This window comes from Oscillibacter sp. (genome assembly GCF_028693505.1).
Taxonomy (GTDB): domain Bacteria; phylum Bacillota; class Clostridia; order Oscillospirales; family Oscillospiraceae; genus Oscillibacter.
Genome location: NZ_JAQUVF010000013.1, coordinates 14,204 through 28,038 on the forward strand (window position 1 = coordinate 14,204; position 13,835 = coordinate 28,038).

Sequence of the window (13,835 nt, forward strand, 5' to 3'; positions counted from 1 at the left end):
GGAGACGACCATGGCATACGCAAAGAAAGCGCCCAAGAGCAACGAGGCATTTCAAAAGCTGAAGGCGGACCTCTCCGCCGGGACGCCGGGATGCGCCTACCTTTTTTACGGAGAGGAGAGCTATCTGCGGGAATATTATCTGGGGGAGCTGCGCAAAGGACTGGTGCCCGCCGGATTTGAAGAGTTCAACTACCACCATATGGAGGGGAAGGACCTGACGGTCCAGAGCCTTTCCGAGATGGCGGAGGCGATGCCCATGATGGCGGAGCGGACGCTGATTGTGGTGACGGACTTTGACCTTTTCAAGCTGGGGGAGGAGCAGCGGGAAAAGCTGATTGCCCTACTGGACGATATTCCGCCCTACTGCTGTCTGGTATTCGTGTATGATACCGTGGAGTATAAGCCCAACAAGACCATGAAGCGGCTTTGGAAGGCGCTTTCCGACCATGTGGAGGCAGTGGAGTTCCGGGCGGCGGAGAGCAGCGACCTCGTCGCGTGGATTACCCGGCGGTTCCGGGCGCTGGACAAGGAGATCGACCGCCAGACGGCGGAGTATCTGATTTTCACCTGCGGCGGTCTGATGACGGGGCTGGTGCCGGAAATTTCCAAAATTGCCGCCTTTGCCAAGGGAAAGACCGTCACGCAAAAGGAGATCGACGCCGTGGCGGACCCGGTGCTTTCGGCAGAGGTGTTCAAGCTCTCCGACGCGGTGGCGCAGGGCAGCTACGATCTCGCCGCGTCCATTCTGGGAGACCTTTTGAAAATGCAGACGGAGCCGATCATGATTCTGGCCGCGCTGGGCAGTCAGCTCCGCCGCATTTACACCGCCCGCCTGGCCATCGACAGCGGACGGGATAAATACTGGCTGATGGAGCTGTGGGACATGAAGTCCGACTATCCGGCAAAGCTGCTGCTCACAGCGGCCAAGCGCACCACCGTGGGCTGGTGCGCGGACGCGGTGGTGATGTGTCAGGTGCTGGACCGCAGAATGAAGAGCGAAAAGGGCATCGACGCGGTGGGCGAGCTGAAGCTGCTTTTGGTGCGTCTGGGAGCGCGGAGAAAATGAGGAAGATCAAGGAAGTCATTGTGGTGGAAGGCCGCTACGATAAAAATACCATTGCCCAGGCGGTGGAGGCCTCTGTTGTGACGCTGGGTGGCTTTTCCGTATTCAATGACAGGGAAAAACTGGCCTTTCTCCGCCGTCTTGCGCAAAAGCAGGGCCTCATCGTCCTGACGGACAGCGACGGCGCCGGCTTTGTCATCCGCAATTACCTCAAGGGCGCACTGCCCAAGGAGTGCGTGAAGCAGGCCTATATCCCCGATATTTTCGGCAAGGAGCGCCGAAAGCGCGCCCCCGGCAAGGAAGGCAAGCTGGGCGTGGAGGGGATGCGTCCGGAGGTGCTGGTGGAGGCGCTGCGCCGCGCGGGCGCTACGTTTTTGGACGAGAGCGGGGAAGTGGCTGCCGAAAAAGAGCCCATTACGAAGGCGGATCTTTTCGAGCTGGGCCTCACCGGCAGGCCGGACAGCGCCGGGCGGCGGCAGGCACTGCTGGAGCATCTGGAGCTGCCCCGGCATTTGACAACCAACGGCCTTTTGGAGGCGCTGAACCTGCTGTATGGGCGGGCGGATTTTCTGAATTTTGCGGGAAATTGGTCGAATTTGTAGAAATAAATAAATATTTCAGGAAATAAAAAAATTATTTATGGAAAATTGCGCAAATTCGACAGGATTCGACAAATTATTTTTGTGTCCGGTGCTATTCTGCAATGGAAAGATGTTTGCAGTTGGGAGGCGGACACTCTGGAAAAACGGTTATTTTGTACCGCGGAGTGCGAAGGGTTGTCGATTCAGTATTACCTTTTGGTGCAGGAGTCTACCGGGGGAATGGAGACTTATGGCGTATCAGTGGAGTGTGGGGAGGAGCAGGATCTGCTTCCGGATCTCACAATCTCCAAGTGGCGTGTGAGCGCGCTTCTGGAGATGCTTGCCCGTGGAAGCGTGACACCGGTGACACTCCGGGACATCGTGGAGGACTGGCTTCTCGCATGAAGCGTAAAAGCCGGGAAAGCCGTGATTTTCCTTGCAATTTCCACTGGGATTCGGTATAATACAATCCTATGTTGAAAAACTTGCACAGGAAGGATTGACGGCTATGGCTGACGAAATCAAGATCACGCAGGAGGAGACCTCCGAGAGCCGGAATTTTATTCACTCCTTTATTGAAGAGGATATTGGCCCCGGCGGGCAGTACGAGGGAAAGCGCGTGCATACTCGTTTTCCTCCCGAACCCAACGGCTATCTGCACATCGGCCATTGCAAGGCGCTGACCATTGATTTTGGCACCGCCGAGAAATACGGCGGCGTCTGCAACCTGCGGATGGACGATACCAACCCCGCCAAAGAGGACGAGGAATTCGTAGAGGCCATCAAGGAGGACATCCACTGGCTGGGTTTTGACTGGGGCGACCGCTTTTTCTATGGGTCCGACTATTTTGAGGAGGACTACCGTCAGGCGGTGGGCCTGATCCAAAAGGGCCTTGCCTATGTGTGTGAGCTGAGTCCGGAGGAGTTCCGTTCCCACCGGGGTGAGATTGGCGTGCCCGCCACCTCGCCCTATCGGGACCGGCCTGTGGAGGAGAGCCTGGACCTCTTTGCCCGGATGCGGGCGGGGGAGTTCCCCAACGGCGCTATGACGCTGCGGGCCAAGATTGATCTTAGCAGCGGCAACTTCAATATGCGGGACCCGGTGATTTACCGCATCAATCATATGCACCACCACCGTCAGGGGGACAAGTGGTGCATCTATCCCATGTACGACTTTGCCCATCCCATTCAGGACGCGCTGGAGGGCATTACCCACAGCCTTTGCTCGCTGGAATTTGAGGCGCACCGCCCGCTGTACAACTGGGTGGTAGAGCATTGCGAATTGCCCGCCAAGCCCCGCCAGATCGAGTTTGCCCGCCTTGGCATCGACCACACGGTCATGAGCAAGCGCAAGCTCCGCGCGCTGGTGGAGGGCGGAAAGGTTTCCGGCTGGGATGATCCCCGGATGCCCACCCTCTGCGGTCTGCGCCGCCGGGGCTACACGCCGCGGTCCATCCGCAATTTCTGCGACCGCATCGGCGTTGCCAAGTCCGCCAACGTGGTGGAGTATGGCTTTTTGGAGCATTGCCTGCGGGAGGACCTGAATGAGACCGCGCCCCGGGTGATGGCCGTTCTGCGGCCCATCAAGCTCACCATTACCAACTATCCTCTGGAGAAGCACGAGACGGTCACGGTGGAAAATAATCCGCTGGACGACGCCTCCGGCACCCGGGAGGTGGCCTTTTCCAGAAGCCTCTATATCGAGGCTGATGATTTTCTGGAAACCCCCGTGCCCAAGTATAAGCGGCTGTTCCCCGGTGGCCCCGAGTGCCGCCTCAAGGGCGCGTATCTCATCACCTGCACCGGCTGCGTGAAGGATGCCGAGGGCAACGTCACCGAGGTGCTGGCGGAGTACGATCCGGATAGCCGCGGCGGCGAGAGCGCCGACGGGCGGAAGGTGAAGGGCGCAACCATCCACTGGGTGGACGCCGAGGCTGCCGTGGACGCTGAGGTGCGCCTGTACGACAATCTCTTTACCGACGCTGACCCCGACGGGGCGGACAAGGATTTTATGGACTGCCTGAATCCCGACTCGCTGGAGATCCTCAATGGCTGCAAGGTGGAAGCGAGCTTGCAGACCGCCGCCGTACCCGCCGGCTTCCAGTTTATGCGCCTTGGCTATTTCTGCCTGGACAGCAAGGATTCCGCGCCGGGCCATTTGGTGTTTAACCGCAGCGTCAGCTTGAAGGACAGCTTTAAAAAGTAAAGGAAAAGGGCGCTCCTGTGCGGAGCGTCCTTTTTTTGCCATGCGCCGCAGGGCGCTGAGAAAACCGACGGTTGACCTGCGGCGGATTTTAGCCTAAAATAGATGTCGAGATTATAGAAAACTGGTGAACATATGACCGATTTTGAAGCACGTTACATTGCCGCCCGCAAGGCGGTCATCGCCGGGGACCTCCGGCGGCTGAACCCCATGCAGCGCGAAGCCGCCATGGCGACGGAGGGACCGCTGCTGCTGCTGGCCGGAGCGGGCAGTGGCAAGACCACCGTCCTCATCCAGCGGGTGTATAACCTGTTGACCTACGGTCGCGGCAGCGACTCGGATGAGGTGCCCGAGGGCGCGACGGAGGAGGATTTGCAGTTTCTGGAGCGCTTTGTGGAACGGAACGCGCCGGAGGAGGTTGCCCGCGCCCGGCGTCTTTGCGCCGTGGACGTCCCCCGGCCGTGGGAGATCATCGCCATCACCTTTACCAACAAGGCGGCGGGGGAGCTGAAGGACCGTCTGGCGGCGCGGCTTGGCCCCATGGCCAACGACATCTGGGCCTCCACCTTCCACTCCGCCTGCGTGCGCATCCTGCGCCGGGACATCGACCGCATCGGCCTTGAAAAGGACTTTACCATTTACGATACCGACGACGCCAAGCGGGTCATCAAGGATCTGGTGAAGGAACTGAATCTGGATGAAAAGGCCTTCCAGCCCCGGATGGTCCTCTCCGTCATTTCCAGCGCCAAGGATAAGTACGAAGGACCCGAGGCGTTCGCCAAGAAGCACGATAGCGAAAACGACTGGAAGATGAGCCGCATCGCCAAAATCTACGCCCGGTATACCCAAAAGCTGCGCGCGGCCAACGCTCTGGATTTCGACGACATCATCTACCATACGGTCACGCTGCTGCAAAAGGAGCCGGAGGTTTTGCAGTACTATCAAAATAAATTCCGCTACGTGCTGGTGGACGAGTATCAGGACACGAACCACCTCCAGTACCTGCTGACCTCGCTGCTCTCCGGCGGGCGGAAGAACCTCTGCGTGGTGGGCGACGACGACCAGTCCATTTACCGCTTCCGGGGCGCCAACATTGAAAATATCCTGAACTTTGAAAAGCAGTACCCGGCGGCGCGTACCATCCGGCTGGAGCAGAACTACCGCTCCACCCAGAACATTCTGGACGCCGCCAACGCCGTCATCAAAAACAATACCGGCCGGAAGGGCAAGACCCTCTGGACGGACAACGGCGGCGGCGAGCTTTTGACGGTGAAAACCACCTTCAACGAAAGTGACGAGGCCAACTACGTGGTGGGGGACATTCTGATGGGCGTGAACCGGGGCAGAAACTTCCGGGACACCGCCGTGCTCTACCGCATGAACGCCCAGTCCAACGCGCTGGAATACGCCATGAAACGCAACGCCATTCCCTACAAGGTCGTGGGCGGCATGAAGTTCTTCGACCGGGCGGAGGTGAAGGACATGCTGGCTTACCTCTGCGTTTTGAATAACCCCATGGACGATTTGCGGCTGCGCCGCATCGTCAACAACCCGCCCCGGGGCATCGGCGCCACCACGCTGGACAAAGTCTCCGCGCTGGCGGAGGGGCAGGGTGCGTCCCTCTACGAGGTGCTGCGCAACGCGGATTTGTTTCCGGAGCTGAAGGCGGCCTCCGCCAAGCTTTTGAAATTTGCGGACCTGATCGATACGCTCCGCCGCGCCGGGGCGGAGCTGGCGCTGCCGGAGTTTTATGACGCAGTGTGCGAGCAAAGCGGCTATGTGAAGGCGCTGGAGGAAAAAAACGACATCGAAAGCCGGGGACGCGTGGAAAACGTGCAGGAGCTCAAATCCAACATTCTTGGCTTTTTGGAGCAGAATCCGGAGGACGCGACGCTCTCGGGCTTCCTCAATGAGATTGCCCTCTATACGGATTTGGACAGTGTGGAAGCGGACGACAACTGCGTCACCATGATGACCGTCCACTCCGCCAAGGGTCTGGAATTCCCCACGGTTTACGTGGTGGGCATGGAGGAGGGGATTTTCCCCGGCACCTCCGCCCAGTACGACATGGACGAGCTGGAGGAGGAGCGGCGGCTTTGCTATGTGGCCATGACCCGGGCCAAGGAAAAGCTGACCATGACCAACGCCCGCCAGCGAATGCTTTACGGCCGCACCTCGGCCAACCGGCCCTCCCGCTTTCTGGAGGAGGTGCCGGAGGAGAACATGCGCTGGGAGAGCAGACCCGACCGGGCATTTGCCAATCTGGAGCGGGAGGACGCCCCGGGCGGCGAGCGCAGCTTTGGCGGCGGGAGCTACGGCGATTTCGGCGGGGGCGTCGCCCCACGTACGGCCCGCCCTGTTACCGGCAGCTATACCAGCGGGGGACCCAGAGAAAACAGCAGCGTGCGCGCCTATCAGGCGGCGGTGCAGCCCCCGCGGCGGCCCATGGCCGCGCAAAACGCCCCGGCGGCTTCCGCCGCATCGCTCTTGCAGCTTCAACAGGGCGACATGGTGGAGCATACCGCCTTCGGAAAGGGCATGGTGCTCTCCGTGCGGGCCATGGGCGGCGACTGCCTGGCGGAGGTGGCGTTCGACAAGGTGGGCGCCAAGAAGCTGATGCTCAAGTCTGCGGGCAGCCATATGAAAAAGCTTTGAGTCAGCTGGCTTTCCATAAAAAAACGCGACGCCGGAGAATTTCTCCGGCGTCGCGATGCTTTTTGAAAGAGCTTACAGCTTTTCGTGAATGTCCTTCACCAGCTTCTGATAGCCCTGCAGGACCATCAGGATGTCCAGACCCACGGTGATGGAGTCGAAGCCCAGCGCCGCCATCCGGGCGGCGTCCTCCGCGCCGTTGGCGTAGACCAGAGCCAGCTTGCCGTTTTTGCGGCAGGCGTCCAGCACCCGCTTCTTGGCGGCGGTCACCTCTGCGCACTCCATTTCCATGGGGCGGCCCAGCGCGATGGAAAGGTCCATGGGGCCGACGAAAATACCGTCCACGCCGTCCATGGCCATGATCTCCTCGATGTGCTCCAGACAGCCCCGGGTCTCGCACTGGGGCATCAGCAGCGTCTCGCGGTTGCAGTTTTCCATATAGGCGGTCCCGCCCTGCATGGAAATCTCGTCGGTGCCCCATTTCCCGTCCCGGGTGGGGGCGAAGCCGCGGTTGCCCAGCGGGGCAAATTTGGCGTATTGAATCAGGGTGCGGACCTCGTCCACAGTCTCCACGGCGGGGACGATCAGCCCCTTAGCGCCTGCGTCCAGCGGATGCAGCACGGCACGGCGGGAGATTTCGTTGATGCGGACCAAGGGCGTAATCCCGGCGGCGTCCGCTGCGGTGATTGCGGAACTGATGAACTCCGTGCCCATGGAGCTGTGCTCGGAGTCGATCAGGATGTAGTCCAAACCGGAACGGGCCATGCTCTCCACGGCGACAGTGGTTTTCAGCTGTGTAAAGCTGCCGATGGATACTTCGTTGCGCTTTTTCTTTTCCAAGAGAATGTTCATACGTTGCTCACTCCTTATTTTTTCCGAGCTTTCTGCTCGGGTAACCACAATAACTCTTCAAAGCTGCGGATATAAACGTCGCAAAAGCCGCGCATTTCCCGCTCATCCCCGGCAAAAAAGCTGTCGTACACGCCCACCACCCGCATTTTTGCACTCCGGGCACCCTGACAGGCGGAGAGACTGTCGTCAAACACGGTGCACCGCTCCGGTGAAACGCCGTTTTCCTTTGCCGCTGCCAGCCACACGTCCGCCCGCTTTTTTTCCAGCCCCAGCTGGTGGGCAAAGGTAATATGGTCGAAGTATTTTTCAAGGTCCAGCGTTTTGAGCGCGGTGTGGCAATGCTCCGGTACGCAGCTGGTCACCACCGCCATCCGCCGACCCTCCGCGCGGCACTGCTTCAGGTAAGCCCGGACGCCGTTTTTGACGCCGACGTGGGCGTAGGCGTCCTTGGCAAGGTCCATCCATTCGGCGATAATTTCCTCACAGCTCTCGTCCAAATGGCAAAATTCCCTGGTAAACGCAGCGGCAAGGGGCAAGATCGTGTGGGCCACGCCCTCGTAATAGGCGTGGGTGTACGGCAGGCCCCGACGGGATAAAAACGTCCGGTCCACTTCCTTCCAAACGCCGTTGGAATCGATCAGCGTGCCGTCCAGATCAAAGAAAAACATCGTGCTGCGATCACTCCTTTACCAGTTGAAAGCGCCATGGAAAGTCCTTGGCCTCCTCGGCGTAGTCCACACCGATCCGAGGACCCGCGCAGATGCGCTCCGCCGCCGGAGGGGGGCAGGGAAGGCCGATGTCGGCAAGGGATTCGCAAACGAACAGCTCTTCTCCCGTGAGGTCCAGCCCATTGTCCGCCGTGGTGAGGGCAAAGCCCTTGCAGACTTTGCCGGGGCCGTTGAGGAAATTTTTCTCGCGGTACGGCGTCATGGGCTTTTCCCCAAACCGCAGGCGGCGGATGGTCTCCTCGCCCGCCGCGCTCTCCACCGCGCGAATCAGCACCGCCGCCGGTTCGCCCTCCGGCTCCGTCACGAAGTTCAGGCAGTGGTACATCCCGTAAATCAGGTAGAGGTAGGCGTGGCCGGGGGCCATGAACAAGGTGGAGGTGCGGGCCGTTTTGCGGTAGCCGTAGGCGTGGCAGGCCTTGTCGCACCGGCCGATATAGGCCTCCGTCTCCGTGATGCGGCCCACCAGAAATTCGCCGTTTAGCCGCCGCACCAAATACGTGCCCAAAAGCTTTTGGGCCACGGTTAGCGTGTCGCGCGCATAGAATTCCCGGGAAAGCCTTGCCATTTTCCCACCTCAATGTTAAAATATCACTCAATTCTGCTTTTTTCTCAAGTACGCGTCGATTAGTATACCATGAAATGAATACTGGAGCAAGTAAAATGAAAACAAATCGCATTCGTCAAAATGTATTTCCGATGCTGGCGGCCCTGATCTGGGGCACGGCGTTTGTGGCGCAGAGCGTGGGGGCCAATTATGTGGAGCCCTTCACGTTTAACGCCGCCCGGTCGGGGATTGCCTTCTTATTTTTACTGGCGCTGTGCGCCGTGTTCCGCTTTTTGCGCAAGCGGGACTTTTACGGCGAGGCTGAGGTCCGCCCCGCTTCCCGGCGGGATCTGGCGATCGGCGGCATCTGCTGCGGCGTGGCGCTGACCGTTGCAACCAATTTGCAGCAAAAAGGACTGGAGACCACCACCTCCGGCAAGGCGGGCTTCATCACCGCCCTCTACATTGTCATTGTGCCCGTTGCGGACCTCTTTTTTCACAAAAAAGCGCCCCGGATCATCTGGGTCAGCGTGGCGCTGGCGGTGGCGGGCCTTTACTGCCTGTGCATCACGGAAAATTTCTCTGTGACCGGCGGCGACCTTTACATTTTGGCGTGCGCGTTCTGCTTTTCCGCCCACATTCTCCTCATCGACCACTTTACGCAAAAGGTGGATGGGGTGGCGCTTTCCTGCGTGCAGTTTTTGGTGGTGACGGTGCTCTCCGGCGTGGGAATGCTCGCCACGGAGTCGCCGTCGCTTTCGGCAATCCGTCAGTGCATCGGGCCAATTTTGTATGTGGGCATCTTGTCCAGCGGCGTGGCGTATACGCTGCAAATCCTTGCCCAGAAGGACTCCAACCCCACGGTGGTGTCCCTGCTTTTGAGCTTGGAATCCGTGTTCGCCACGCTGGCGGGCGCCGTGGTGCTCCACGACCGGATGAATGGGCGGGAGTATTTCGGCTGCCTTTTGATGCTGGCCGCGGTGGTGCTGGCGCAGCTGCCACAGCGAAAGCGCTCCGCCGGGAAAGTCCAAGAGACGCTGTGATAAAAAAACTCCCCGGTCCCTTGTGGAACGGGGAGTTTTTTGTTATAATAATACATTAGGTTATTATAATATCTGCGAAAAATTGCGCTGCGGCTGATTCATGGGGAAGCGCAGACGAAATGGAACTTAACAAAAAGACTTGAGGAGAAAAGCGCCATGCAGGAAAACGAACAGAAAAACGAACGGGAGCAGGGCGGCCGGGACCTGTACGAATGGGTGCAGGCGCTGGTTTGCTCCGTGCTGGCGGTGGTGGTGGTGTTTACCTTCGCCATCCGGCTGATCGGAGTGGACGGACACTCCATGGTGCCCACGCTGCAGGATGGGGACCGGCTGCTGGTGCTCAACTCTCTTCTGTACGGCGATTATCGCTATGGCGACATCGTGGTTTTGCGCAAAGAGGCCTTTTTAGAGGAGCCGATCGTAAAGCGGGTCATCGCCACGGCGGGCCAGACGGTGGATATCGACTTTACCACCGGCGGCGTCTACGTGGACGGCGCGCTGCTCAAGGAGAACTATATCAACGAGCTGACCTTTGTGGAGGAGGGAACGGAGTTTCCGCTGACGGTGCCGGAGGGCTCCATTTTCGTCATGGGCGATAACCGCAACCACTCCAGCGACAGCCGGGACTCCCGGCTTGGCACCGTGGACGCTCGCTACGTCATCGGAAAGGCCGTCTTTTTGGCCTTCCCGGGCAAGGACGAGGACACCGAAAAGCGCAGCTTTGGCCGTATTGGGGTGATTGCGTGAATATACAATGGTATCCGGGTCATATGACCAAGACCCGGCGGATGATCGTCGAACAGATCAAAAATGTAGACGCCGTGTGTGAGATTCTGGACGCCAGAATCCCCATTTCCAGCCGGAATCCGGATGTGGACGAGCTGACGGCGGGAAAACCCCGGCTGGTGGTTTTGAATCGGGTGGATCAGGCCGACCGGGCCGCCACGGAGCAGTGGAGCGCGTGGTTTCGCGCCCAGGGCTATGCCGTGCTGGAGTCCGACGCCAAAAGCGGCAGCGGGACCAAACGGTTTGCCGGCGCCGTCCGGGAGCTGCTGGCGGATAAGATCCGCGCCTACGCGGAAAAGGGACAAAACCGGGTGCTGCGGGTGATGATCCTCGGCATCCCGAACGTGGGGAAATCCACCTTCATCAATCAGGTGGCGGGCCGCAAGACCGCAAGAACGGAGGACCGCCCCGGCGTCACCCGGTCCAAGCAGTGGGTGCCCATCGACAAGGGGCTGGAGCTTTTGGACACCCCGGGCATCCTGTGGCCGAAGTTTGAGGACCAGAGCGTGGGACTGAACCTTGCCTTTACCGGCGCGGTGAAGGACGACATTCTGGATGTGGAGACGCTGGGCTGCCACCTGATGGCATATCTCGCCACCCACTATCCCCAGGCGCTGATGAGCGCCTATAAGCTGACAGCTTTGCCGGAGGCGGAGGAAAATGAGATCGCCTGGGGGTTTCGACTGCTGGAAGCAGCGGGAAAAAAGCGGGGCTTTTTGGTTTCCGGCGGCGGTGTGGACACGGAGCGGATGGCAAAAATTCTGCTGGATGAGTTTCGCGGTGGAAAGCTTGGAAACTTTACACTGGAACTGCCGGAATGAGGTGGGACGAAATGGACCTTTGGATTTATGAACGGGCGCAGTGGGAGCGGGGCGTTTCCACCCTCTGCGGCGTGGACGAGGCGGGCGCGGGGCCGTTGGCGGGTCCGGTGTATGCCGCTGCCGTCATTTTGCCTCGGGAGGCGGACATCCCCGGTCTCAACGACTCCAAAAAGCTGACGGAGAAGAAGCGGGAAGCGCTGTTCGACATCATTTGCCGGGAAGCGTCGGCGTGGAGCGTTGCCCGGGTGGAGGCGGCGGAGATCGACGAGATGGACATTCTCAATGCCCGGATGCTGGCAATGCAGCGGGCCATCGACGGCCTTTCCATCCCTCCGGACCTCTGCCTCATCGACGGAAACCGGGACCACGGCAGCCGGTATGAAATTTCCGCGCCCCACGAGACCATCGTGGGCGGAGACGGGAAAAGCGCATCCATCGCGGCGGCGTCCATTCTCGCCAAGGTCAGCCGGGACCGCTACGCGGCGGGAGAGCTGGACGCGCAGTATCCCCAGTATCAGTTCGCAAAGCACAAGGGCTACGGGACCAAGCTGCACTATGCACTGCTGGACCAGTACGGCCCCTGCCCGGCGCACCGCGTGACCTTCCTGAAAAAATGGGAGGCAAGGCGACCGTGAGCACCACAAAAGCCGCCGGGGACCGGGGCGAGGCGGAGACGGCCCGGTATCTGCGCGCAAGGGGGTACACGCTGCTGGCAAGCCAGTGGCGCTGTCGGTTCGGAGAGCTGGATCTGGTGGCCAGAAGCCGCCGGGGAACGATCTGCTTTGTGGAGGTCAAGCTCCGCAGCGCCGGCACCATCGCGCTGCCCCGGGAATTCGTGGATGCGCGCAAGCAATCCCGTCTGCGATCGGCGGCATCGGCCTATCTCGCCGCCCATGAGCTGGATGCGCCCGCCCGTTTCGACGTGGCGGAGGTCTACGAGGAAAAGGACGGCAGTCTCCGGGTGAACTATCTGGAAAACGCCTTTGAATAGAGAATGACCACTGGAAAGTGAGGAAAAGAAGATGAAATATTACAGCACACGGGACAAGTCCCTGCGCATCAGCGCGGCGGAGGCCATTCAAATGGGGCTTTCCCGGGACGGCGGGCTGCTGACGCCCGAGACCATCCCGCAGATCGACGCGCCGTTTCTGAGCCGTTTGGTAAGCGTCTCCTATCAGGAGCGGGCGGCTGCGGTGATGTCTCTGTATCTCACGGACTATACGACTGAGGAGCTGCGCACCTTCGCGGAGAATGCCTACGGCCCCGAAAAATTCGATACCCCCGCCGTGGCGCCGCTGCGGAGGGTGGATGAGACGACCCAGTGTCTGGAGCTGTGGCACGGGCCTACCTCCGCATTCAAGGACATGGCCCTCCAAATGCTGCCCCAGCTGCTCTCCGCCGCATTGCGCAAGACCGGGGAGAAAAAGACGGCCTGCATTCTGGTGGCCACCTCCGGCGATACCGGCAAGGCCGCTATGGAGGGCTTTGCCGACGTGCCCCAGACCAAGATCATGGTGTTCTATCCCAAAAACGGCGTCTCCGCCGTGCAGGAGGCCCAGATGGTGACGCAGGAGGGCGGCAACGTCGGCGTATGCGCCGTGGTTGGCAATTTCGACGATGCCCAGTCCGGCGTGAAGCGGATCTTTTCCGATGAGACCCTGCGGCAAACCCTGGCGGAGCGGGGCTATTTCCTCTCCTCCGCCAACTCCATTAACTGGGGCCGCATTCTGCCCCAGGTGGTGTATTACATCTCCGCGTACTGCGATTTGCTGCGGGGCGGGGAGATCGCCATGGGCGACAAGGTGAATTTCTGCGTCCCCACCGGCAACTTCGGCGACATTCTGGCGGCGTACTACGCAAAGCGCATGGGGCTGCCTGTGGGCAGGCTGATCTGCGCCTCCAACCGCAACGACGTGCTGACGGATTTCCTGCGCACCGGCGTGTACGACCGGAACCGGACCTTCCACACCACCATGAGTCCCTCTATGGATATCCTCGTTTCCTCCAATCTGGAGCGGCTGCTCTTCGACCTTTCCGGGGAGAATGACGAAGAGGTCCGGGGCTATATGGCGGCGCTGGCGAAGGACGGACGGTACGAGGTGAGCGGGAAAATCAAGGCGGCGCTGGATGCGCAGTACTGGGGCGGCTTCTGCGACGAGGCCCAAACTGCCCAAACCATTGCGGCGTATGACAAAAAATACGGCTACCTTATCGATACCCACACCGCCGTGGCCGCCAACGTGCTGGAGCAGTACCGCGCCGCCACGGGGGATGAGACGATCACCGTCTTTGCCTCCACCGCCTCGCCCTACAAGTTCTGCAACCACGTGCTCAAGGCCCTTGGAAAGACGCCCGATGCCGACGGCGTGGCGCTTTTGGACGCGTTGCACGAGGTTTCCGGCGTGGCGGTGCCCCGGCGTCTGGCGGCGCTGCGGGGCAAGGAGCGCCGCTTCGATCTCACGGCGGAAAAGCAGGAGATGGACCGCGTGGTGCTGGACTTTCTGTCCTGACGCGGAGACTGGAACGCCCCTTTTGGGGAAACACGAAAATAAACAGGAGAAG

General features: G+C 60.1%; 14 protein-coding genes. 11 read left to right on the forward strand and 3 right to left on the reverse strand.

From position 1 onward, the window contains the following. The first annotated feature begins 10 nt into the window (after nt 1–10). From holA to PHI30_RS05585, 5 genes are all read left to right on the forward strand, one after another. A complete protein-coding gene (gene holA / locus PHI30_RS05565) occupies nt 11–1,066 on the forward strand; it encodes a DNA polymerase III subunit delta (RefSeq protein ID WP_300025035.1) in 1,056 nt (351 codons plus the stop codon). Then, a complete protein-coding gene (locus PHI30_RS05570; protein WP_300025038.1) occupies nt 1,063–1,665 on the forward strand; it encodes a toprim domain-containing protein in 603 nt (200 codons plus the stop codon). The genes holA and PHI30_RS05570 overlap by 4 nt, the downstream gene beginning before the upstream one ends. A gap of 81 nt (nt 1,666–1,746) precedes the next feature. After that, nucleotides 1,747–2,049: a DUF6514 family protein gene (locus tag PHI30_RS05575; RefSeq protein WP_300025041.1), complete on the forward strand. Its 303-nt coding sequence runs from the start codon at nt 1,747–1,749 to the stop codon at nt 2,047–2,049. Nucleotides 2,050–2,152: 103 nt separating this feature from the next. Continuing rightward, a complete protein-coding gene (locus PHI30_RS05580) occupies nt 2,153–3,850 on the forward strand; it encodes a glutamine--tRNA ligase/YqeY domain fusion protein (RefSeq protein WP_300025044.1) in 1,698 nt (565 codons plus the stop codon). A 132-nt stretch (nt 3,851–3,982) separates the two neighbouring features. Further along, nucleotides 3,983–6,502: an ATP-dependent helicase gene (locus PHI30_RS05585; protein ID WP_300025047.1), complete on the forward strand. Its 2,520-nt coding sequence runs from the start codon at nt 3,983–3,985 to the stop codon at nt 6,500–6,502. A 72-nt stretch (nt 6,503–6,574) separates the two neighbouring features. Here the strand turns inward: PHI30_RS05585 and PHI30_RS05590 are convergent, their stop codons facing one another. Genes PHI30_RS05590 through PHI30_RS05600 form a run of 3 tightly spaced genes read right to left on the reverse strand, consistent with a single transcriptional unit; the run spans nt 6,575 to nt 8,644 of the window. Beyond that, nucleotides 6,575–7,351: an aldolase/citrate lyase family protein gene (locus PHI30_RS05590; protein WP_300025052.1), complete on the reverse strand. Its 777-nt coding sequence runs from the start codon at nt 7,349–7,351 to the stop codon at nt 6,575–6,577. A 14-nt stretch (nt 7,352–7,365) separates the two neighbouring features. Continuing rightward, entirely contained in the window at nt 7,366–8,019 is a 654-nt protein-coding gene (locus PHI30_RS05595) for an HAD family phosphatase (protein ID WP_300025055.1), read from the reverse strand. Nucleotides 8,020–8,029: 10 nt separating this feature from the next. Continuing rightward, the gene (locus PHI30_RS05600; RefSeq protein WP_300025057.1) at nt 8,030–8,644 is read right to left on the reverse strand and encodes a DNA-3-methyladenine glycosylase; all 615 of its coding nucleotides are present in this window, start codon (nt 8,642–8,644) and stop codon (nt 8,030–8,032) included. 95 nt (nt 8,645–8,739) lie between these two features. Here PHI30_RS05600 and PHI30_RS05605 point away from each other — a divergent pair, with 95 nt between their 5' ends. The 6 genes from PHI30_RS05605 (at nt 8,740) to thrC (ending at nt 13,783) form a co-directional block, all read left to right on the forward strand. Continuing rightward, a complete protein-coding gene (locus PHI30_RS05605) occupies nt 8,740–9,666 on the forward strand; it encodes a DMT family transporter (protein ID WP_300025060.1) in 927 nt (308 codons plus the stop codon). A gap of 156 nt (nt 9,667–9,822) precedes the next feature. Then, nucleotides 9,823–10,413: a signal peptidase I gene (gene lepB / locus PHI30_RS05610; RefSeq protein ID WP_300025063.1), complete on the forward strand. Its 591-nt coding sequence runs from the start codon at nt 9,823–9,825 to the stop codon at nt 10,411–10,413. Continuing rightward, nucleotides 10,410–11,273: a ribosome biogenesis GTPase YlqF gene (gene ylqF / locus PHI30_RS05615; protein WP_300025065.1), complete on the forward strand. Its 864-nt coding sequence runs from the start codon at nt 10,410–10,412 to the stop codon at nt 11,271–11,273. The genes lepB and ylqF overlap by 4 nt, the downstream gene beginning before the upstream one ends. An 11-nt stretch (nt 11,274–11,284) precedes the next feature. After that, on the forward strand, nt 11,285–11,908 hold the full coding sequence (locus PHI30_RS05620) for a ribonuclease HII (RefSeq protein WP_300025068.1): 624 nt from the start codon (nt 11,285–11,287) through the stop codon (nt 11,906–11,908). Then, on the forward strand, nt 11,905–12,264 hold the full coding sequence (locus PHI30_RS05625; protein ID WP_300025072.1) for a YraN family protein: 360 nt from the start codon (nt 11,905–11,907) through the stop codon (nt 12,262–12,264). The genes PHI30_RS05620 and PHI30_RS05625 overlap by 4 nt, the downstream gene beginning before the upstream one ends. Nucleotides 12,265–12,295: 31 nt before the next feature. Next, entirely contained in the window at nt 12,296–13,783 is a 1,488-nt protein-coding gene (gene thrC / locus PHI30_RS05630) for a threonine synthase (protein ID WP_300025075.1), read from the forward strand. Nucleotides 13,784–13,835: the final 52 nt, after the last annotated feature.

Coding starts and splice junctions, on each gene's coding strand:
- PHI30_RS05600 (WP_300025057.1), bottom strand. CDS start 8,644: ATGGCAAGGCTTTCCCGGGAATTCTATGCGCGCGACACGCTAACCGTG.
- holA (WP_300025035.1), top strand. CDS start 11: ATGGCATACGCAAAGAAAGCGCCCAAGAGCAACGAGGCATTTCAAAAG.
- PHI30_RS05585 (WP_300025047.1), top strand. CDS start 3,983: ATGACCGATTTTGAAGCACGTTACATTGCCGCCCGCAAGGCGGTCATC.
- PHI30_RS05595 (WP_300025055.1), bottom strand. CDS start 8,019: ATGTTTTTCTTTGATCTGGACGGCACGCTGATCGATTCCAACGGCGTT.
- PHI30_RS05605 (WP_300025060.1), top strand. CDS start 8,740: ATGAAAACAAATCGCATTCGTCAAAATGTATTTCCGATGCTGGCGGCC.
- PHI30_RS05620 (WP_300025068.1), top strand. CDS start 11,285: ATGGACCTTTGGATTTATGAACGGGCGCAGTGGGAGCGGGGCGTTTCC.
- thrC (WP_300025075.1), top strand. CDS start 12,296: ATGAAATATTACAGCACACGGGACAAGTCCCTGCGCATCAGCGCGGCG.
- lepB (WP_300025063.1), top strand. CDS start 9,823: ATGCAGGAAAACGAACAGAAAAACGAACGGGAGCAGGGCGGCCGGGAC.
- PHI30_RS05590 (WP_300025052.1), bottom strand. CDS start 7,351: ATGAACATTCTCTTGGAAAAGAAAAAGCGCAACGAAGTATCCATCGGC.
- PHI30_RS05580 (WP_300025044.1), top strand. CDS start 2,153: ATGGCTGACGAAATCAAGATCACGCAGGAGGAGACCTCCGAGAGCCGG.
- PHI30_RS05570 (WP_300025038.1), top strand. CDS start 1,063: ATGAGGAAGATCAAGGAAGTCATTGTGGTGGAAGGCCGCTACGATAAA.